General features: G+C 61.2%; 16 protein-coding genes and 1 pseudogene. 5 read left to right on the top strand and 12 right to left on the bottom strand.

All coding sequences use genetic code 11. From position 1 onward, the window contains the following. The 7 genes and pseudogenes from VVD49_RS15290 to VVD49_RS15260 all read right to left on the bottom strand — a co-directional run. Positions 1–273 (bottom strand): annotated as a pseudogene (locus VVD49_RS15290) (hypothetical protein); the annotation flags it as partial. Positions 274–685: 412 nt separating this feature from the next. After that, the gene (locus VVD49_RS15285) at positions 686–2152 is read right to left on the bottom strand and encodes a GDSL-type esterase/lipase family protein (protein WP_327600071.1); all 1467 of its coding nucleotides are present in this window, start codon (positions 2150–2152) and stop codon (positions 686–688) included. Between the two features lie 187 nt (positions 2153–2339). Continuing rightward, positions 2340–3158 carry an AraC family transcriptional regulator gene (locus tag VVD49_RS15280; protein ID WP_327600070.1) on the bottom strand — a complete coding sequence of 273 codons (819 nt, stop codon included), beginning with the start codon at positions 3156–3158 and terminating at the stop codon, positions 2340–2342. 113 nt (positions 3159–3271) lie between these two features. Then, entirely contained in the window at positions 3272–5116 is a 1845-nt protein-coding gene (locus tag VVD49_RS15275; RefSeq protein WP_327600590.1) for an ABC transporter ATP-binding protein, read from the bottom strand. A gap of 2 nt (positions 5117–5118) precedes the next feature. Continuing rightward, entirely contained in the window at positions 5119–6558 is a 1440-nt protein-coding gene (locus tag VVD49_RS15270; protein ID WP_327600069.1) for an ABC transporter permease, read from the bottom strand. Next, positions 6555–7532 (bottom strand): ABC transporter permease, encoded by a 978-nt coding sequence (locus VVD49_RS15265; protein ID WP_327600068.1) that lies wholly within the window; start codon positions 7530–7532, stop codon positions 6555–6557. Before VVD49_RS15265 ends, VVD49_RS15270 begins: the two co-directional genes overlap by 4 nt. After that, positions 7529–9775, bottom strand: a complete 2247-nt coding sequence (locus tag VVD49_RS15260; protein WP_327600067.1) for an ABC transporter substrate-binding protein — start codon at positions 9773–9775, stop codon at positions 7529–7531. The genes VVD49_RS15265 and VVD49_RS15260 overlap by 4 nt, the downstream gene beginning before the upstream one ends. A 132-nt stretch (positions 9776–9907) precedes the next feature. Between VVD49_RS15260 and VVD49_RS15255 the strand changes: the two genes are divergently transcribed. The 3 genes from VVD49_RS15255 to VVD49_RS15245 all read left to right on the top strand — a co-directional run bounded on the left by VVD49_RS15255 (position 9908) and on the right by VVD49_RS15245 (position 12829). Next, a complete protein-coding gene (locus VVD49_RS15255) occupies positions 9908–11098 on the top strand; it encodes a M20 aminoacylase family protein (RefSeq protein ID WP_327600066.1) in 1191 nt (396 codons plus the stop codon). Beyond that, positions 11095–11625, top strand: coding sequence for a GNAT family N-acetyltransferase (locus VVD49_RS15250; RefSeq protein ID WP_327600065.1), 531 nt, complete (start codon positions 11095–11097; stop codon positions 11623–11625). Before VVD49_RS15255 ends, VVD49_RS15250 begins: the two co-directional genes overlap by 4 nt. A gap of 274 nt (positions 11626–11899) precedes the next feature. Beyond that, a complete protein-coding gene (locus VVD49_RS15245; RefSeq protein ID WP_327600064.1) occupies positions 11900–12829 on the top strand; it encodes a hypothetical protein in 930 nt (309 codons plus the stop codon). Positions 12830–12956: 127 nt separating this feature from the next. Here VVD49_RS15245 and VVD49_RS15240 read toward each other — a convergent pair whose 3' ends face one another. The 3 genes from VVD49_RS15240 to VVD49_RS15230 all read right to left on the bottom strand — a co-directional run bounded on the left by VVD49_RS15240 (position 12957) and on the right by VVD49_RS15230 (position 14700). Then, complete coding sequence (locus tag VVD49_RS15240) at positions 12957–13208, bottom strand: hypothetical protein (protein ID WP_327600063.1); 252 nt, start codon at positions 13206–13208, stop codon at positions 12957–12959. An 84-nt stretch (positions 13209–13292) separates the two neighbouring features. Then, complete coding sequence (locus VVD49_RS15235; RefSeq protein ID WP_327600062.1) at positions 13293–14138, bottom strand: 23S rRNA (adenine(2030)-N(6))-methyltransferase RlmJ; 846 nt, start codon at positions 14136–14138, stop codon at positions 13293–13295. A 55-nt stretch (positions 14139–14193) separates the two neighbouring features. Further along, on the bottom strand, positions 14194–14700 hold the full coding sequence (locus tag VVD49_RS15230) for a hypothetical protein (protein ID WP_327600061.1): 507 nt from the start codon (positions 14698–14700) through the stop codon (positions 14194–14196). A gap of 191 nt (positions 14701–14891) precedes the next feature. Here VVD49_RS15230 and VVD49_RS15225 point away from each other — a divergent pair, with 191 nt between their 5' ends. Next, the gene (locus tag VVD49_RS15225) at positions 14892–15644 is read left to right on the top strand and encodes a restriction endonuclease (RefSeq protein ID WP_327600060.1); all 753 of its coding nucleotides are present in this window, start codon (positions 14892–14894) and stop codon (positions 15642–15644) included. Between the two features lie 9 nt (positions 15645–15653). Here VVD49_RS15225 and VVD49_RS15220 read toward each other — a convergent pair whose 3' ends face one another. Both VVD49_RS15220 and VVD49_RS15215 read right to left on the bottom strand, forming a co-directional pair. Beyond that, positions 15654–16415 (bottom strand): FkbM family methyltransferase, encoded by a 762-nt coding sequence (locus VVD49_RS15220; RefSeq protein WP_327600059.1) that lies wholly within the window; start codon positions 16413–16415, stop codon positions 15654–15656. A 91-nt stretch (positions 16416–16506) separates the two neighbouring features. After that, positions 16507–17391 carry a sulfurtransferase gene (locus tag VVD49_RS15215; RefSeq protein ID WP_327600058.1) on the bottom strand — a complete coding sequence of 295 codons (885 nt, stop codon included), beginning with the start codon at positions 17389–17391 and terminating at the stop codon, positions 16507–16509. Between the two features lie 101 nt (positions 17392–17492). Between VVD49_RS15215 and VVD49_RS15210 the strand changes: the two genes are divergently transcribed. Continuing rightward, on the top strand, positions 17493–21203 hold the full coding sequence (locus tag VVD49_RS15210) for a DUF748 domain-containing protein (RefSeq protein WP_327600057.1): 3711 nt from the start codon (positions 17493–17495) through the stop codon (positions 21201–21203). The last annotated feature ends 90 nt before the right edge of the window (positions 21204–21293 follow it).

Here is a 21293-nt window from a genome sequence, read left to right as displayed (position 1 = left end):
CGTAGGCGTGCTGGAACCGCCGACCGAGCACCATGCTGACTCAGAGTAGCTGTTCGAAGGGAAAGCCGAACCGATACAAGCGAAGCTGCCGGTCTTGGTGGCGTAAACGAACGAGCCGGACTTGCCCAGCGCAACGCTGTGCGTGCCGCTCATGGAGCAGGTTGCGCCCGTGTTCTGTGCACACTTGGTGTAACCGGAAGGATAGTCGGTGGCAGCGTAAGCGCCTGTAGCAAACAGGCCGGCAACGGCGCCAGCGATAATGGTACGCATCATTTTGTGTCTCCTTTATTAACTGCATTAGGTAATAGGACAAAACAAATACGTCGCGAGTTTTGTCAGGCGCAAACTTGGATTAATAGATAAATCGTGTCAATAGGACGATAAATAATTCATTTAATTGATGAAAGTGACGAGCATTGGGCTGAAATTGCAACTAACGCGCAGGCCGCATGAATGCTTGTTTGTATTGAAAGTGGATAATATTTTTGATGTATTTTTCAAAAATGTCTGGGCGTGAAATTGTGCGCTGCTTGCCAATAAACATAAGTAAATTGCTGCGCTGCGTAGACCGGCTTTTACTGTTGATTTTGTTGATTTGAATGTTGGCCATAAAAACTTCAGGCAAAAAATAACCCGGCCGAAGCCGGGTTGTGCGGATGCAATATGTCCGGAATGTTCAATGGATTTATTGCAACTGGTTGGCCAGATCCAGCTTGTCTTCCTTGATGCCTTCGACGATCAGGGTGGCCAGGGCTACGGCACCCTGTTCCTGAGCGTGAGTGTTGTCCGGCTTGTTGCGCGCGCCTGTCTTGCCGACGTAGTAGGGGTACTTGTCGGTATCCACGGCAAGGTAATAGTCCAGGGAGCCGGTCTCGCCGATCTTGTTGTAGAACGCCATGCTCTTCGCATCGAGATCGATCAGCGCCACGTTGTTTGCCTTGGCGGTGTCGCGCACGGTTTGCGAATAGTCGCCAGGGAAGGCTCCCTTCGAATAGGTGTGGGTGGTGGAGCCGATCGTGCCGCCCTTGAAGCTACGACGCGTGACGGGCGTAATGAGCACAGGGGTAGCACCCTTGTCCTTGGCGATCTTGATGTACTTTTCCAGCGTCTTCTGGAAGGACATATCGGGAGGGATGGCGGCCTCGCTGCCGGGATAGGTACACAGATTGCTGGTGTCGATGATGTCGCGCGAAGGCGGCGGGCTAGGCGGGTTGTTGCCGCACTTCTCGTCGTTGTGGCCGAACTGCACCAGCAGGTAATCACCCTTGCGGATATTCGCGCCAATCATGTCGAACCAGCCTTCGGTGATGAAGCTGCGTGAGCTGCGTCCGGATTGCGCCACATTGATCACGCGGACCTTGCTGCTGTCCTTGACCTTGCGATCGAAGACCTGGCCCCAGCCCATGCGTGGTGCGACCTCCGGATCGTAGTTGCTGGCGGTCGAGTCGCCTGCAACGAAGACGCGGATGACGCCTGGCGCGTTGAGATCCTTCAGGTCCGCCTGGGCACGCTTCAGGCTGAATGGCGCGAAGGTGGTGATCTCGCGATAGTAAGGATCATAGAGGCTGGTTTCGCCGCGCTCGCCGGTGTTGGAGCTATAGCCGCGGTTGTGAATGACGATGCTCAGGATGTCATTGAGGCCGGGCTGGGCGGCCGCGCTGACGGGGTCAAAGCCATCGGGATTTGTCACGCCAGCTTCCTTGAGCGCTTGGGCGATGGCGGTTCGCAGGGTTGCCGTCTTGGCGCTGACCGATTCCGCTTTCACTGCGGGCGCCTTGCCTGACTTGACCATGCTTTCCGGCCCGGCGTACTTGAACTCCTGGGCGACGTCAGAGGCGATGCGATCCGTCAATGCATTGGCGTTGGCGGTATTCGCCGCGCCGTTGGCGAGCGCAGGCACGATGGCGACGAACTGCTTGTTCGCGCCTTCGGCCACTACCATCAAGGGGGCGCTGAGACCATCAACGACGACGCGGTACGTGCCCTGGTCATCTGCGGTCGCAGTCTTCTTGTTTCCCTGGGTATCAAATACGGTGACGCTGGCGCGCGCCTGTGTCTTGCCTGCAAGCTGCGTGTCGGCCGCGGTGGCGGCGGTCGAAATCAAGGCCGCCAATGCAGCGGCCATGACTGTGCGAGTGGCGCAGAAATTCATGCTTCCTCCAAGGGTGCTCAGTTTCTATTGTTGGCGTCACGGCATGCGTTGTGCTGCTTGCCGGTAACCGCACATCGTGGAACAAATGCGGGGACGCAGCTTGATGGATATTGCGAATTTCCGGAACGGGCGATAACCCGGATGCACTCTCCACAGCCTGGCGTTGCGCCGGATCCGGGTTCCGGCTTCAGCGTTGAACCGGCACGTAAAGATCGCAGCGCTTTTCCTGCCGGGAGGGCAGGTAAGTAGCGTTGTGGAAGCTCTGCAGAATTGGCCCTTCGCATGCCTGCCAGCCGGTTTCTGCGGCAATGCGTTGAGCCAGTTCCGGCAATGCAGGCACCTCGTAACCACCTTGCAGTTCGATGACCGCGTAGTCCCCTGCGGGCAGTACGCCATGCTGCAAACCGGTGATATGCGTACCCAGTCGTTCCGAGAGCAACGCGGCCTGCAACTTCACCGTGCCATCGCTTGTCGTGCTCGACAGTTCGACTCGCCAACCCTTGCGCCGTTCGCGTGGAATGTTCTGCATCATCGCGCGGGCGCGCAACTCGTCGAAGGCCTGCATGGCGTCTTCGCGTGGCCCTTCGAAGGGGATGTACTGGATGCCTAGCGCAGGCAGCGTCTCGATGCGGATCGGTGGCGTGCCCTGATCCGGCTGGCGTGAAAGCGAGGAGGGGGCGCAGCCGAACTGGGCACGGAAGGCGCGCGAGAAGGCTTCTGCCGAGGCGTAGCCGCTGTCGAGAGCCAGATCGAGCAGGCTCGTCACGCGGCCTTCCTCGATCAAGCGGCGCGCACGCGCGAGGCGGAGACGACGCACACGTACCAAGGGCGTTTCGCCGGCATAGTCCGCAAACACCCGCTCGAAATGGAAGCGCGACAGACGTGCCACACCTGCCAGCTCGTCCAGCGTCAAGGACGCAGTCAGCTCGCCATCAAGATGGCTGTCGATGTAGTTTGCAACCTGACGAAGATGGATCAGGCGGCGAGTGAGGCGTTCAAGCTTCATTGATCATCCGGCGCGTGGGGTGATACCGGTCCCAGTTTGCCACGAAGCCGCCCCAGCCGGCATTGCTGAATGCCTGCAGATGTAGCGCAATACACAGTTGTTTTGCCGGAAGTTTACTGTTGCTCCGCAGCAAGGGATTGCAGGCGGGGCACTGCAGCGAGCAGCGTGCGCGTGTAGTCGTGTTGCGGCCGCCGTAGCACGTCCTGTGCTGCGCCGTACTCGACAATCTTGCCCTGGTACATGACGGCGATGTCGTCGGCCAGATATTCGACGACGCCGATGTTGTGCGTGATGAACAGGTAGGCGAGACCGAGCGATTGCTGCAAGTCGCGCATCAGGTTGAGCACCTGGGCCTGCACTGATACGTCGAGTGCCGAGGTGGGTTCGTCGCAGACGATGAGTTTCGGATTGACGGCTAGGGCGCGCGCAATTGCGATGCGCTGACGTTGCCCGCCGGAAAACTCGTGCGGATAGCGGTCCAGCATGTCGGCACGCAGCCCGACCTGCAGCATGATTGCTTCGGCGCGCGCGCGGCGTTTGCCCTTGTCGGACTCCAGCCCGAGTGCCAGCAATCCTTCCTCCACGATGTCGGCGACACGCATGCGCGGGTTCAGTGAGCCGAAGGGGTCCTGGAAGACCATTTGCATATCGCTGCGTACTGCTTGCCAGCCTTCCTTGCGGTGCGGGTCCAGGCGCTGCCCGCCAAACAGGATCTCACCGCTGCTAGCCTGGGTCAGGTTCAGCAGGGCCTTGCCGGTGGTGGTCTTGCCGCAGCCGGATTCGCCGACGAGGGCCAGTGTGCGTCCCGCGCGCAGGCTGAAGCTGATGCCGTCCACCGCTTTCACGTAGCCGGCCGTGCGTTGCAACAGACCGCGCCGGATCGGAAAGTGAACGCGCAGCTCGCGTACTTCCAGCAAGGGCGTATCGCTCTCTGCCGGGGCACGCACTTCGGGCGTGGTGGCAGGTGAGTCGTCGCTGTGCGCAGCGACGGGGGCGGTGACTGCGGGATCGTAGAGGTGGCAGCGCACTTGCTGACCACTCGGTGCGGCATGCCAGGCCGGTGCTACTTCCGTGCAGCGCGCGTGGCGTGCAGGGCAGCGCTCGGTGAAGCGACAGCCTTTGAACGCCGTCGTGAGCGGCGGCACGCTGCCAGGAATCGTGGCGAGTCGGCCCGCGTCGCGTCGCCCCTCGGGCAGGGCCGCAAAAAGCTTGCGTGAGTAGGGGTGGGCAGGTGCGCTGAAGAATTGTGCGCGGTCCGCAATCTCGACCAGTTCGCCGGCGTACATCACGCCCACGCGGTCAGCGACCTGCTTGACGACGCCGAGGTCGTGCGTGATCAGCAACATACCCATGCCGCGACTGCGCTGTAGCTCAGCCAACAGCTTGAGTACCTGCGCCTGGATGGTCACGTCCAGCGCGGTTGTCGGTTCATCGGCAATCAGCAAGCTCGGCTGGCCGGCCAGCGCCATGGCGATCATCACGCGCTGTTTCATGCCGCCCGACAACTGGAACGGGTAGTCGTGGAGGCGTTGCGCCGGCTCATTGATGCCGACAGCATCCAGCAGCTGCACGGCCTCATGCGTGGCCGCCGTGCCGCTCAAGCCGCGATGCAGGCGCAATACTTCGCCGAGCTGTGTGCCGACCGTGAGCACCGGGTTCAGGCTGGTGCCGGGCTCCTGGAAAATCATCGCCAGTTTGCCGCCGCGCACGCCTTGCATCTGTGCCTCGGTCAGTGCGAGAAGCTCTTCTCCGTCGAGTTGTACGCTGCCCTGTGTGATGCGGCCACCGTCTGGCAGCAGGCGCATCAGTGCCAGCGTCGTCATCGATTTGCCACAACCAGACTCGCCGAGCAGCACGAAGGTCTCGCCCTTGCGGACTTCGAAACTCACCTTTGCCAGCGGGCGCACCTCGCCTTGTTCGCTGTCTATCGATACCGAAAGATTACTGACCTTGAGCAGACTCACGCGACAACCCTCCGCCTGCGACGCAGTGCGGTGCGCCCGCGTGGGTCAAAAGCATCGCGTACTGCATCGGCAAACAGATTGGCGGCCAGCACCAGACTCAGCATGAAGATGAAGGCCGCTGCAATCTGCCACCACACCATCGGGTCGCGCGCCAGCTCGGCGCGTGCGCCATTGATCATGATGCCGTAGCTGATCGTGTTGGGATCGACGCCGATACCGACGTAAGCCAGCACCGCTTCGGCAAGCACCAGACCGGAGAAATCCAGCACCAGCGTGATGAGCACGATGTGAAAAGCATTCGGCAAGATGTGACGACTCATGATGCGCAGTGGCTTGACGCCGAAGGCATGTGCAGCGGTAACGAAGTCTGCCTCGCGCAGCTTGAGTGTCTCTGCCCGCATGAGGCGCGCCAGGCTCGTCCAGGAGATCAGGCCGATGATCGCGCACAGCGCGACCAGGCGTGCATCGGCCCGTGCGGCAGGTGTGTCGAACCATGCGCCATGTGTCTCGATGAAGGCCTGCATGAGCAGCACCGATGCGGCGATGAGAAGCACGTAGGGGATGGAGCTGATGACGGTGTAGACATACTGGATTGCGTCGTCCACCCAGCCACCGAAGTAGCCTGCGGCAATGCCGAAGGCGATGCCCAGCGGCAGGGTGACCAGCGAAGTCAGGGTGCCGATGAAGAGCGCGGTGCGCATGGCCTTCAATGCGTAGAAGAACACGTCATTGCCAGTGCGATCGGTGCCGAAGACATGGTAGCTATCCGCCATGAGCAGCAGCGGTACTAGTACTAGCAGCAGGAGGCCGGCGGCCCACAGCAGACCGTCCCAGGCGAGCGGGGTGCAACCCCGCAAAGTGGCGGACACGGCCGCGAGGAAGGGCTTGCGCTGGCTACGTGCCACGCCAGCCGAGATGAACGCAGCGAGCGCGAGCCACACCGCGCCTGCAACGGCGACGCCACGCAGTGCTTGCTGCACGAGGTCTGCAGTCTTGTCTGTCTCCGGGTTCTTCAGGTGTGCTGCGCCGTATTTGAGGCGCGGAAATTCGCGGCCGCGCGTGCCGTCTGGCCTCTCCACCGTCTGGCGTTCGAAGAGGGTGTGAGCAAAGGGCGCCGAGTAGGTCTTCTCCTTGTGTTCCTTGACGTCGTGCAGCAGTACGTCAAGCACGGAGTCGAGTTCGACTGCGTAATGTACTTCTGAGTTTGTGCTGCCTGCAGCTGGTTCGAGCGCACGACGGAAGTGCAGTGAGTCGAGCAAGGCAATGCCGAGGAACAGCAGCAATACCGCCAGCGCGCCCATCGCCACGCGATCGGCCAGCACGGAATGCCAGGCCCGGCGTAGATGCTCCTTGCGGCTGGCGTACCAAAGGCCGATGAGACTGCAGGCAATGAGCAGGAAGAACAGCGCATCGGAGATGAGGACGACGGGCTTCATTTGAGTTTCACCCGTGGATCGACCAGCGTGTAGGAGAGGTCGGTAAGGATCAGGCCGAGGATGTACAAGGCCGCGCCGATGAACACCATGGCACGCACGATGGCGAAGTCCTGCGACTGGATGGCGTCGATGGTGTAACTGCCAAGGCCGGGAATGCCGAAGAAGGATTCCGAAATCAGGCTGCCGAGGAACAAGGAGGGAATCACCACCACCACGCCGGTCAGGATGGGGATCATGCCGTTCTTGAGCACATGCACGAACAGCACGCGTGTTTCCGACAGGCCCTTGGCTCGCGCCGTGCGCACGTAGTCACGATTGATCTCTTCGAGGAACAGGCTGCGGTACCAGCGCGCCGAGCCGCCGAGCGAGCCGATGACGCCGATGGCGACCGGCAGGATGACGAAGCGCCAGGCGTCCCACCCCGACTGGTAACCCGAAATGGGCACCCAGGCTAGCACCTTGGCGAAGAAGTACTGGCCGCCGATGATGTAGAACAGGCCCGAGATGGACATCGCGATCACGCACAGCACGACGCCCAGCACGTCCAGTCTCGTGGCGCGCACGAAGACGAGGAACAGCGAGGTGGACACGGCTGCCAGCAAGCCGAGGATGAAGGCTGGCATTGCCAGCATCAGCGAGGGGCCGGCGCGGGTGGCAATTTCGTAGTTGATGTCGCGGTTGTCGTCAGAGCGGCCGAAGTCCAGCGCGAACATACGTACGCTCTTGTTGAAGAAAACAGTATCGGTGAGTTTTTCGCCGCCGGATGCTTTGTCGTTGACGAATAGTGGCTTGTCATAGCCGCGCTCGGCCTTCCAGCGTTCCACTGCTTCCGGAGTTACGCGTTTCACGCCGAGGTGCACGCGCGCCATGTCATCGGGCGTGTTCACGATGAAGAACAGCGCGAACAGCAGCACGTTCACACCGAGCAGTGTCGGAATGGCCCAGAGCAGGCGGCGGATCAGGTAGGCGGTCATTGCGGGCCTCCCGGCAAGGCGCGCTGCCCCGCATGGCGACGTGCTTGCCAGACGATGGTGCTGACGGCGCCGATCAATAGCAGGCCCAGGATGAGGAGCGGCCAGCGCGCAGGGTGGTTCCACTCGGTGCGGCGCTGTTCGCGTAGCGCTGCATCGATGCGCTGGTACTTGCGCGTCGAGCGCAGGATCTTGCCCGGCTTGGTGTTCTGCAACCACTCGTTGCGCAGCGCGAAGGACTCGTCATGCCACAGATAGATCCACGGGGCGTCGTGCCGCAGCATCTCGACCATGCGCGACACGACCTCGCTGCGGTCAGCCGTGATGTCCATGAGCTTGAGCTGTTCGTAGAGATGATCGAACGCCGGGTTCACGTAGTTGGCGTGGTTCTCGCCGCCGTATTTCACTTTGGCTTGCTGACCATGGAACAGGAACATGAAATTCTCTGGGTCGGGGAAGTCCGCGTTCCAACCCCACAGCAGGAACTGCCAGTTGCCGGTGCGCACCTTTTCCTGGAAGCGGTTGAAGTCGGTGAGGCGCGGCACGAGCTGGATACCGAGCTTCTTGAACTGGCGGCTCAGCCAGTCGACGCGGCCAGTGGGTGAGCCCACGCCGTCGAGGTTGACGATCAGCGGCTCGCCGGTTTTTGCATCGCGTCCATCGGGGTAGCCTGCCTCGCGCATGAGCTTCTTTGCTTCGTCGATGCTCTTGCGTTGCACCTTGCCGTTGACGCAGTCATAGACGTAGGGGTTGCGGCCTTCGCAGCCTTCCTTGTAGCCGAAGATGCCGGGCGGGATAGGGCCTTGCGCGGGTCGGCCGAGGCCGTTGTTGAAGACCGTGAGCTGCTCTTCGACGTCGATGGCGATGGAAATGGCGAGGCGCAATTTGCGTGCACGCTCTTTCTGCTCCGCCGTGTCGCCACCGACCACATTGTCGAGCATGTTGAACGCATAGAAGCGGATCGCCGGCTCGACCTCGGTCTGCAAGCGCACGCCACGCGCCTTCATGTCGTCAGTGGCATCTAGGCCGCCGGTGGCTGGCATCTTCACCGCGGTATCGAAGTTCTCCAGCTTTACGCGGCCGGCGTTGAACTGGTCGTAGTAACCCTGCATGAACTTGTTCCACAGGGGAATGGCCTCGTTTTCCTGAACAATGCTGATGGCATCGATGAAGGGCAAAGGCTTTCCGCAGTCCTTGAGCAAGCCGGCGTCCCTGTCTGACTGGTCGCCATCGCAGGGGTAGGTCTGTACGCCGTTGGCGCCCCACCAGTTCGGGTTGCGTTCAAGACGCAGTTCGCGGCTGCCGTCGTAGCGCGTGAGCATGTAGGGACCGGTGCCGACAGGCCAGTTGTCGAGCGTGAGCTCCTGGTTTGCCATGCCGGGCTGGGCGTAGAAGCGATCGGCCTCCCAGGGCATGGCTACGGTGAAGGTCTGGGCCAGCCAGTAGATGAATTGCGGGTATTTGCCGCGCAAGGTGATGCGCAGGGTGTGCGGGTCGGGCGCCTGTACGCCGGGCAGCTGATACTGGCGCAGATCGATCCAGCCGCTCGGGTGGATCTTGCCGGCTTTCGCATCAGCATCAAGTTGCTTCTGCAATGCCTCGAGGCCATCAATGACCTTGAAGATCTCGATCACAGGGGAGTGCAGGCCGGGGCGTACGAGGCGTTTGAACTGGTAAACAAAGTCTTCCGCCACCAGCTCGCGCGTACCTTGTTGAGGAAAGTCGCCCGGGCGGCGGTAGTGCTGAATCTCTGCGGGATTCAATGCGGCGTAGAGCGGCTGGCCCTGGTCGCTGAGCGCGAAAGCCGGGTGCGGCTGGTAGCGTACGCCGCTGCGGATCTTGATCTCGTAGACGGTCTTCGCAATCTGTTCGATGGGGGCCGTCGCCGGCAACGCGTGACCCTCCTTGTCGAGGTACGTCACGCCCGGCATGGCCGTCGCGAGATTGGGGATCAGTTGATACGGGCGCTTGAGCAGGTGGTAGTCGTAAAGGGGCTCGTAGATCTGCGCGAGGATGTCGGACTCGTTCTCGACATAGGACTGCACCGGGTCGAGGTGCTTGGGGCGCTCGGAAAAGAAGTCGTAGGCGATCTTCTGGTTGCGCTCGCTGGCGGGATAGGGGTTATTGGCGTTGTCGCTGCAGGCGCTCAGCAATATCGAAAAAAGCAATACGGAAGAAGCGACGTGCAGTCGTCGCAGGAGTCGTATTGCGATCCGCCAGAAGGTGGGTAGGCCCTGTCTCGTCATGTCCCGGAAAGTGCTGAATCTGTCGCGAGTGTAACCCAGTGCGCACGCTCCCAGCGGCGCGAGGAATCGTGACGGCATGGCTGCAGGCCCGCGTGTAATATGAAGTCTGGACTTGTCTCAGTAGGATGCATCATGTTCCAGATCATTCCCGAGGTTGCGGCCCGGGCCGACGCGATTGGCGCGATTCGACGCGATATTCATGCACACCCTGAACTCGCTTTCGATGAGCACCGCACGGCGGCATTGGTGGCAGAGCGGCTCGAAGCGCTGGGTATCGAAACGCATCGCGGTATCGGCCAGACTGGCGTGGTAGGCGTCATCCATGGCAAGACGGGCGCCAGTACGCGTGCGATTGCCCTGCGTGCCGACATGGATGCCCTGCCTATCCAGGAGCGCAACGTTTTTGAACATCGCTCGCAGCATGAAGGCCGCATGCATGCTTGTGGCCACGATGGCCACACTGCAATGTTGCTCGGTGCGGCCGAGTACCTCGCGCAGACCCGCAATTTCGACGGCACGGTAGTGCTGGTTTTTCAACCCGCCGAAGAAGGGCAGGGCGGCGGTGCGGCGATGATTGCCGATGGTTTCTTCGAGCGCTTTCCGGTTGAAGCGGTGTTCGGCATGCACAACTGGCCGGGCATGGCGACAGGGCGCTTCGGCGTTACACCCGGACCGATGATGGCCAGTGCTGATCGCTTCGACATCATTGTCAAAGGGCATGGTGCCCACGCCGCGATGCCGCATCAGGGTGTCGATCCGCTGGTGGCAGCCGCGCATCTGGTGCAGGCCTTCCAGACCATCGTGTCACGTATTACCGATCCTCTCGATGCGGCCGTCGTGTCCGTCACGCAATTTCATGCGGGCGATGCCTACAACGTGATTCCAGGCGATGCACATCTATGCGGTACGGTGCGTGCGTTGACTGCGGCGGTGCGTGCGAAGACGCGCGCGACGATGCAGCGGATTTGCGAGGGTGTCGAACTCAGTCACGGCGTGAAGATCGATTTTCAGTACCACGATGGCTACCCACCCACCGTCAACACGCTCAACGAAGCGCAGATGTGTCGCGAGGTGGCGGCGGGCATTGTGGGCGCTGAGGCGGTGGATTGGTCCTTGCCGCCAAGTATGGGGGCAGAGGATTTCGCCTATTTCCTTGAGAAACGTCCAGGCTGCTATGTGTGGCTGGGCAATGGCGCGGCCACTGGTGGGGAGCACGGTGCCTGCATGCTGCACAACGCGCGCTACGACTTCAATGACGAAGTCATTCCGCTTGGCGTGACTTACTGGGTTCGCTTGGCCGAGCACTACCTGGCGGCACGATGATGCAGGCCGGCGTCGTTCGCTGCACGCATGAGCGGCATGCACAGGCCATTCTCGACATTCTCAACGAAGCAATCGTTTCGTCGACGGCGCTGTATGACTACGAACCGCGTTCGCTGGCCAGCATGCGTGCGTGGTTCGACGCAAAAGCGAGCCGGGATTTTCCGGTGATAGGAGTCGAGGACACCAGTGGCAAGCTCCTGGCCTTCGCCAGCTATGGCACTTTTCGCGCCTGGCCGGCCTACAAGTACTCTGTTGAGCATTCCGTATATGTTCACGCCGAGCATCGAGGCAAAGGGCTCGGGCTGTTGCTCATGCGCGAGTTGATCGCCTGTGCGACAGCGCAGGATTGCCACACGCTGGTTGGCGTGATTGACAGTGACAACCAGGCCAGCATCGCCTTTCATGAACAGCTTGGCTTTCGTCACGCAGGCACCTTGAACCAGGCCGGGTTCAAGTTCGGGCGCTGGTTGGACGTGGCCTTCTACCAGTTACTGCTGGCCACCCCGGTCAAGCCACAGGATGGCTGATGGAGCTGCGGCTCAACAATCACCAATCGTTCCATTACGCAGAAACTGTGACGAGATTGCGACGTTCGTGAGGCGGCTTGTCGCGATCCGTGCGAAATGTTGCAGCGTGCATTCATGGACAGCAGGAAAATTCAACTTGGCGTTTACTCGAACCAATGCCTATATTGCAGTGCACAACACGCAATCAGTAAGTATTAGAAGAGACAGTGAATAATCAGACCCCGCCCTTCGGCGCGGGGCCAGTGGACAACCCGTAGCACCTATGTGTTGAGCTATGACTGACGACGTAATTCCCTTTGGCAGCAAGCGCCTGATCGATGGTCAGGAGCGTGTTCACTACTACGGGTACTGGATCAAGACCTACAAGGCACCCGAAGACAGTCTGATGGCCAAGAAGCGCTTGATCGAGGCGCTGACGCGACGCCTGTTCAACCACGTGGAACACGGTATCAACATTCCCGGTCACCGCCTTGCCGAGGCGCGCGCCGCACATGGCGCGGAGACTGATCCTGAAAAGAAACGCGTCAAAGGCGCCATGCTTGCTGGCGCGCTGTTCAACCGCGCAACCGATATTTTTACGAAGCTGGTGGAACTGCAGGCTGCCGGTGTGGAAATCGCCACCGACAATGCGCTGATGCGTGAATGTGGCCGCTGCCTGCAAGAGGCGCTGGAACTTGGCAAGACGGTCTACCACCGCAGCGGTGAAGAGGGTATCGACGAACTGTGGGGCGAGCCCTTCAAGGCCTTCTCGATCCCCGTCGAAGCTGTTTACGAAAGCCGTTACATCAAGATCGCGCAGGCCATGCGTGACATCGATACGCTGACAGCGTCGCTCATCGACACCTTCGATGGCGATGCCATGTTTGAGGGTATTGCGCCGGTCATCCAGCGTTTTGCCGAGACAGCGAAGGTCAAGACCGAGACGCTGCGCACGGACGCGGATATCTTCGATATCTGGTCTGACTTCGCTGTGGCGGGCGAGCGTCTAAGGAATTTCCATCCGCAGCTGCCGGCACGTCCAACGGAAGCGCAAACACGTCAGGCCGAACATGGCGTGCGTCTGGCGCGCCAGATGCGGGGGCTCATCTGTGACATTACGCGTGCGCGCGTTTCAATGCCGAAGAGCACGGAAAACATGGCGGAGCGCTGCCAGGCGTTCCGCGCGGCTTACCCGCTACCGCAGAAAAAAGCCGCGCTGGTCTGAGCGTCACGTGGTCTGCTCGCCAGGCGGCGAGCAGTGTCCGGCGACGTATTCATTTGCCATCATGGATGGCGCTTGCCACCCAATCCTGCAGACCCGCACCCATGGCTGGTGCGGGCCGGTCTGAGGCTTACTTGGCGTCGCTCACACACTTCTTGACGAAGCTGTTCTTGGCCGCGCCCGCCAGTTTCTTTTCCTTTGCCTGAGCATCGCAGGCTTGTTCGGCTGGCGTCATGCTGTCGGTCGTACACTTCTTGATGAAGCTGTTTTTGGCCGCGCCCGCCAGTTTCTTTTCGGCCGCCTTTTCCTCACAGGTCGCATCGGCGGCGAAGGCAACGTTAGCGGTGAGCACTGCAACGACAAGGGCAATCAGATAACGCATGGTGTGGCTCCTTCGAGTGATAGGGCGGCAGGGTGCAACAGGCTTGCCGCCACATTCTAGCGTCAGCTCATCGCACCCGTGTACTCACTTCGATTCGAAGTCCAGCGTGAAACCGCCATCGCTGTTTTCCGCCAGCGCGCTGCTTAGCCAGGGCATGACTTCCTTGAGCGTCGCCGCCAGCGTCCACGGCGGATTGATGACGAACATGCCGCTGCCATGCATGCCGAAACCATCAGTCGCCGGGCCGCGTACGCTCAGTGTGACGTGCAGCCAGTTCTCTCCGCCAAGCGTGCGCAGCTTTTGTGGCAGGAAGCGGGCTTCGGGCTTCGGCAAGAGCGGGTACCAGACGGCGTAGGTGCCGGTGGCAAAGCGCTCCAGACCTTCCTTGAGTACAGTGGCGACGCGGCCATAGTCTTCGCGTAGTTCATACGAAGGGTCGATCAGCACCAGGCCGCGCTTCGAGGGCGGCGGCAGGAGCGCCTTCAAGGTGGCAAAACCGTCATCGGCATAGACGATGGTCTGCTTGCCGTTGTGGCCGAAATAGCTGGCGAGCTGGCGGTGATCGGTCGGATGCAGTTCGAAGAGGCGTAGGCGGTCCTGCTCGCGCAGCGCACGTTGTGCCAGCCAGGGCGATCCTGGGTATGAACGGAGTTCGCCATCCGGATTGAGGTTGCGCACTTCAGCGACGTAGTCGGCCACTGCGGCAGGCAGATCCTTGCGATGCCACAGACGACTGACGCCGCCTTCGTGCTCGGCAAGCTTCGTAGCGTGCTCGGACTCGAGCGAATACATGCCGGCACCGGCATGCGTATCGACCACGGTGAAAGCTTTGTCCTTGAGCGCCATGTGGCGCAGCAGCTGGATCAGGACGAGGTGCTTGAGAACGTCGGCGTGGTTGCCTGCGTGATAGGAGTGACGGTAACTGAGCATGCGGGCCTTCCGGGTAAGGCCTCGATTGTAGGCTCAGCGGGCTTTCCGCGGGCCCTCAGTGCAGCTTGCCGTCAGCGTAGAGCTTGTCGAAGCGCTCCTTGGCGCGGATGTACTGGTTGCTGCAGTCGACACGTGTCGCGTCGTCTGGCGCTGCGACATCGCATTTCTTGGGGCGTGTATAGAAACGTTGCCAGGCGGCTTCGCGGCGCGCATCTTCGGCTTGTGAGGCGGCGACGGCTTCGTCACGTGCGCGCATGGCTTCGGCTTTTTTCTTCTCGCGAAGTACGCGGTCCTCTTCCATGAGCGCCTGTTCGCGCGCCTGACGTGCCTTGCGTGCGTCGGCGGCGATCTGTTCGTCCTGGGCGCTGATGTCGGCAGTGGTGGGGGCGGCCGCTGGCCGGGCCGTGACAGCCGGAGCGGCGGGCCGGACCAGGTAGTCGGTGAGCTGGCGCGCACCGAACACGATGACCGACGCGACTACCAGGGCAATAAGGATGTGCTTGCCGGACTCTGTGTTGTCCGGGAACTGCTGGTCAGCGTGCTGCGCAGGTTCATGAGCCATATGAGCCATCGGGCGCCTCTCGGTTCTTGTTGATGCAAGCATAGACGTGCAGGGCGGAGGCCGGCCGTCCTTCCACCGCTGGAATGGCGCAGTCCGTCGCCTCGCCGCGCGCATCCAGCCCCGTGGCGGGCAGGCCGGACGTATCATGCGCCCACAAGTGGGCAACATTTCAACCGTCCAGGGATTGGATCATGTCACGAGATGTATCGGAATCCGGCTTGTCCGGGCTGATCTTCGGCGAGCGCTGGCAAGCCGCGGCAGGGCGGGCGCTGGCTATCTTCGTGCTGGCCTATGTGCTGCCGACGGCCTTGATGGCACCAACAAGCGGCCTCACCGCTTTCCTCAGGCTGTTGGCGACCGTCCTGAGCTTCGTGTTGGCGGCTGGCGCCATTTACAAGTTGCTGCAGGTGCGCGCGCAGGAAACGCGGGTGGAGGAGGAAGAGTCTTTCACGCGCATGGCGCCTGTGGCGACTTCAAGTTCTGCCAAGGTCAAGGCGGGCGCAGAGGCTGGAGTCCAGGAGTTCGCCGAGCCCGAGCTCGCGCCGCCTCCCGCGATCGATGCGCTGGGCCAGATCCCGCTCGAACGCCTGTGCATGGCCTTGTATCAATTCAATGGGCTGCACAGTAAGACCGTTGCGACAGGCGCCGACGGCGAGTACCGCATTCGTCTGGTACCGCGGAATACGGACAAGCCAATCGCCATTCTGCAGTGTCGTGCAGGCAGCGCCCAGCAGGGCACACAGGCATACGCTGCACTATTGCGCGTCATGGAGGACGATGGTCTGGAAAAGGCCTTCTTCGTGGCACCGGCCGGTTTTGACCCTGCTATCGCAGCCGAGGCCCGGGCACGCCACGTCACCCTGGTGGATCTGAAGTTGTTGCAAGCGATGATCGACCGCCTGCCGGACGGTGCGCGCGACACGGTCTTCTCCGCTGCACGCTGAGCATCCAGACTATGCGCGTTGCATTTCCAGCGCGCGGCGATTGATGAATACTCCATCTGCTTCGATCAGACCGAGGTCGGCATCATGGCTGATGGGAAACATGCTGCTCAGCTCGAAACCCATGTTTTCCAGCTCGTCGATCATCTGGCGGTAATCCGTCATGCCTTGGTAGACCGGTTTGATCGACAGTTCCGTCTGCAAGGCCACGGTGCGCGTCAGAGTCTGCATGGCGCCTCGCAACACCGCCAGATCAAAGCCTTGTGTGTCCAGCTTGAGGTAGAGCCGGCCGGGCGTCATGCTCTGTACTGCGGGTAGTGACAGGTCATCGTCGAGCCGCGCTACAGGCACTTTGACGACCTGGCGCACCTGGTTCATTTCAACGAAGTCGCCAATCACGCCGTGCTCGGGAGCCAGGAATGAGCTGAACTGCGAGTCGTTCATGATGTTCAGCGACAGTTCGCCAGGTTCAGTGCCGAGTGCGAGGTTGCGCACCTGCCAGTGTTTGTCCTGGGTGACGCGCTCCGTGAGCCGGCCGAAGCAGTCTGGTTGTGGCTCGTAGGACAGGATGGGACCATGAAAGTCGACTTCTGCGCGGATGAAGTCATGGTACTGCCCGACGTTGGCGCCGACATCGATGACCGTGTCGACACGGTATTGCTCGAAGAGGCTGGCCAGATGACGGGAGAATGACAGGCCGCGCATGCGCCATGCCGGCACGATCTCGTAACCCATCCTGTGTGCAAGCTGCGTGACAATCTGCTTGGTGCTCATACCTGATCCCCCGCTCGTTGCTGGCCATCGATAGGTTATCGACGAGCCATTATGGGCTGCACGCCGCCGCACCGGAACTGCCTGGTGACAATTAGCCCGATTGGGTAGGCGCCTCGTCGCCGCGCGCGATGGGCCGGGCCGGATCGCTACACCATTCGCTCCACGAACCGGGATACAGCGCAGCCCCGTACAGCCCCGCGATTTCGAGCGCCAACAGGTTGTGACAGGCCGTCACGCCTGAGCCGCATTGCATGATGATGTCGCCCGTGGCGTAAGCCTGCTGGGCTGTCATGAATTCTTCGCGCAATTGTTGCGCCGGTTTGAATGAGCCGTCGGCTTGCAGGTTGTCGCGAAAGAAACGGTTGGCTGCTCCAGGAATGTGCCCGCCGACCGGATCAAGGGTTTCGTTTTCGCCACGAAAGCGATCCGGCGCGCGCGCATCGATGATGAGTTTCTGCGTCTTGCCGAGAGATGCCAGCACCTCCGTGGCGCTGACTTGCGTAACGAGTGAGTCCGCAGCAGTGAAGTCGCCGCGGGGGCGAGCAGAAGGGACGGCTTGTGACAGCGCTCCGCCGCTGGCCTGCCACGCGGGCAGACCGCCATCCAGCACCGCGACGGCCGAGTGGCCAACCCAGCGCAACATCCACCACAGGCGCGCGGCGAACATGCCGCCTTGCGCGTCGTATGCGACGACCTGTGTATGCCTGTTCAGGCCAAGCTCTGCGAGTCGCGCTGCAAATTGCTCGCGTGCGGGCAAAGGGTGACGACCGTTGCGGCCGTTCTTGGCGCCCGACAGATCTTCATCAAGCTGCAGGAATATCGCGCCGGGGATGTGTCCTGTTGCGTAGGCGTCGCGGCCAGCGGCGGGCTGGGCGAGGTCATGGCGCAGGTCCAGAATCAACCAGTCGGGCTGCTCCATGTGTGCTCGCAGTGTTGCTGCGTTGATGAGTGTCGTGAATGAGTGAGGTTCCGTCATGGCGAGGCCGCGCTTAAGAGAGGATTGTCATGGGCATTGTCTTGCAGGGCTGGCGTTGTCCGCAACTTCACGATTACTGGAGCTGGTGTTAACCTGCGCCCATGCCTGTCTCTGAACAAATCTGGAATCGCTTGCCGGACGCAGTCCAGCAAGGCCTGAAGACTTTCAATTGGCGACGTGCCCTGTTGATCGTCGGCGTTGGCGTGGTGCTCATTGCAGTTCTTGGCTTCCTCGCCGCACCGCCGCTGGTGCGTAGCGTGCTGCAGGAGCAGGCCAGCAAGGCGCTCGGTCGTCAGGTCAGCGTGGCAAAAGTGCGCATCAACCCGTTTGCACTGAGTGTGACCCTGGAAGGCCTGCGCATCGCAGAGCAGGATGGAAAGGGCGACTTCGTGTCGCTGGGCAGCGTATATGCGAATGCTGAACTCAGCTCCCTGTTCCGGCGCGGCCTGGTACTGAGTGCTTTGCAGCTGCATGAGCCGGAGCTGCACATCGTGCGCCTGGCGGACAACAGGTTCAATTTTTCCGACATCCTCGAGCGCCTTGCCGCCCAGCCAAAGGAGCCGTCGTCGGAGCCGCCGCGGTTCGCGCTGAACAATATCGAAATAGAGAACGGACGCATCGATTTTGACGATGCCGCGGTCGGCCAGAAACATGTGATCGATCAGCTGACGCTGGGCCTGCCTTTCGTGTCTAGCATGCCCTCGCAAGTGGAGATTCTCGTCAAGCCGCATCTCGAGACGCGTGTGAACGGGAAGGACTTCGCGTTACAGGGTCAACTCAAGCCGTTTGCTGATCGACGCGAGGCCAGCCTTGAGTTGCAGCTCGAGGGCTTCGATCTCGTGCGCTATCTCGGCTACGTCCCCGTTGCGCTGCCGGTGAAGATTCCGCAGGCGACGCTGGATGCAAAGCTCGAGTCGGTGTGGACCGAGCATGACAAGGGCGAGCCAAGCTTCACCCTGCGAGGGGATGTGGCGCTGTCTGCCGTGCGGGTGACCGAGCGCGATGACAAGCCACTGCTGGCGTTCAAGGAATTGCGGCTGGGCCTGCAAGACGTCCAGCCGCTGGCGAACCCGATGCGTATTGCCTTGCGTTCGGCGAACCTGATCGAACCCGAGCTCGATGTGCATCGTTTTGCAGATGGCAGCCTCAATCTGCAGCGCTTGGTCACGAAGGCTCCGGCAACTGCCACAGCGTCCGCGGCCGCAGCTTCTGCACCGGCGGCGTCGAACAGCGCAAGCAAATCACCGCTGCTGACGGTGAGCGAGATCACGCTGAGCAAGGCGCGTGTACGTCTGGACGACGAGGCGGTTGAAGGCGGTTTCAAACACGACATCACGCCGGTTGAAGTGCAGATCCGGGAATTTGATCTCGCGGGCGCGCGCGATGCCCAACTGAAAGCCGATCTGCAGCTTGAGTCATCCGGCAAGCTCGGGGTGCAGGGAAGTTTCAACGCAGGCAAGCGCACGGCTGATGTGCGCGTAACGGTCGATGCGCTGCCGATCGAGCGCTATCACCCGTACTATGCATTCGCCATGGGTGCGGCAAAGCCGACGGGGTTGCTCGGCGTCTCCGCGCGAATGCAGGTGTCGCCTCCCAAGGCGCCGACGGAGACCGGGCTGCGCATGTCGGAGACGGCGCTGAGCGTGCAGGATCTGCTGCTGCCTGCGACTGCATCGATGGCAGAGCCGAAGCGGCGCGGCAAAGGGCGCGAGCCGCAGCCCTTGCTCACGCTCAAGACGTTTGCCCTGACAGGCGCCACGATAGACGTCGACAAGCGCGACATCCTCCTCGATCAGATCTCCAGCAGCGACGCCCAACTGAACGTAGAGCGCGCTGCGGACGGCAAGATCGATCTGCTCGAGGCGCTGAGTGCAGGCACGCCAAAAGAGCGCGCCGACAAGCCGGAGATGGCGCCTTTGACGGCGGAGGTAGCCTCGACGGCCGGGGAGTGGAAGGTGCGCTCCGGCAAGGTCGATATCAGCAAGTGGAATGTGCAGGCGACGGACCGCACGGGCAAGAATCCGGTCAGGCTCAGCATCGCCAACCTGGCATTGAAGGCAGAGGGCTTTTCCAACGCCAAGGGCAGCAAGGGCAAGTTCGAGCTCGGTGCCGAACTCAATCGCAAGGGCCGGATCAATCTGGCGGGGCAGGCTGCTGTAGCGCCATTGGCGGGCGAGGTGAAGGTCGATGCGCGTAGCGTTGATCTGGTGTTCACGCAGCCTTACCTGAGCAGCATGTTGCGGGTGTTGCTGACGCAGGGCACGCTGGATGCACGGGGTACTGCCGCTTTCGACATGACGAACGCGCAGACGCCGCACTTCTCCTACGAAGGAGACCTGTCGGTGAGTAACCTGAACTCTTTCGACCAGATCAACGATGCTGACTTCCTGCGCTGGAAGTCCTTTGCACTCAAGCGCGTCAAGGCTCGCAGCGAGCCGCTGGCTCTGAGCATTGGCGACTTGCGGCTCGACGATTTCTACACACGCCTGATCCTCGACAGTCAGGGGCGTTTCAACCTGCGCGAGATGACACGGCAAGAGGAGGAGGCCCTGTCGTCACCCGCGGTGGCGGCGAATGCACCTGGATCGTCAGCCAGTAGCAGTGTTGCGGCAGCTGCCAGGCCGCTTGATATCCGGGTTGGCCGCGCGACGTTCTCTGGCGGTGCGATCAACTTCAGCGACCGTTTCATCAAGCCAAACTACGATGCCAATCTGACCGATGTGGCGGGCAGCTTGAGTGGCTTGTCACCTGATCCAGATTCGCTGGCCGAACTCTCGTTGAAAGCGCTCGTGGATCGCAGCGCGCCGGTCGACGTCAGTGGCCAGCTCAATCCCTTGCGACAGGACAAATACCTCGACATCAAGGCCAAGGTGACGGGTGTCGACCTCACCGGCGTGTCGCCTTACGCCGCCCGCTACGTGGGCTATGGCATCAGCAAGGGCAAATTGTCGATGGACGTGAATTATCGTATTCGCGACCGCAAGCTCACTGCCGAGAACAAGGTGTTTCTCGATCAACTGACCTTTGGTGAGCGCGTTGAGAGTCCCGATGCAACGAAGCTGCCCGTATTACTTGCGGTGTCGCTGCTGAAAGATCGCAACGGCGTCATCGATCTGAACATGCCCATCAGCGGTACGCTCGATGATCCCGAGTTCAGTGTGGGAGGCATCATCCTGCGCGTCTTGGTCAATCTGGTGACCAAGGCGGTGACGGCGCCATTTGCCTTGCTGGGGTCAATGTTCGGCGGTGGCGAAGAACTTTCCTATCTCGATTTCAATGCTGGTCTGGCAACACTGTCGAAGCCCGCGGAGGAGAAACTGAGCACGCTGACACGCGCGCTGACCGATCGCCCTGCGCTGAGCCTCGAAATCACGGGTAGCGCAGATCCCGTTGCCGACGTTGCCGGGCTCAAGCAAGCCAGCCTCAACAGCCGGCTGCGCGCGCTGAAGGCCGAGATGATGGTCAGGCGTGGCGAGAGTGTGGGCGAGGTAGATGCGTTGGCGATCAAGCCCGAGGAATATCCGGAGTTGCTGGAGCGGGTCTATCGTTCAGCGTCTTTCGATAAACCGAAAAACGCCATCGGCATGACAAAGGGCGTGCCGGCGCCAGAAATGGAAAAGCTCTTGCTCGATAACACGAAGGTGAACGAGGCGGACCTGCGCAGCCTTGCCAATAGTCGTGCCCAGGCCGTACGGAACTGGCTGACAGGGCAGGGCAAGATTCCGGCAGCACGCATCTTTGTCCTGGAGAGCAGACTCGGCGCAGATGCGGGCAAGCAGCCCGCCATGCGCGTCGACTTCTCGCTGAAATAGCTTCGAGCGTGTAGTCGTAGGGCAGGGGTAATGAAAACGGGGCGCACCGGCCAGGCCGATGCGCCCCGTTTTTCATGTATGCCTCAAGCG

The sequence above is a fragment of the Uliginosibacterium silvisoli genome (assembly GCF_036017035.1).
GTDB lineage: Bacteria > Pseudomonadota > Gammaproteobacteria > Burkholderiales > Rhodocyclaceae > Viridibacterium > Viridibacterium silvisoli.
Note: the sequence above shows the minus strand (reverse complement) of the source record. Positions and strands in the feature narration are given on the sequence as shown.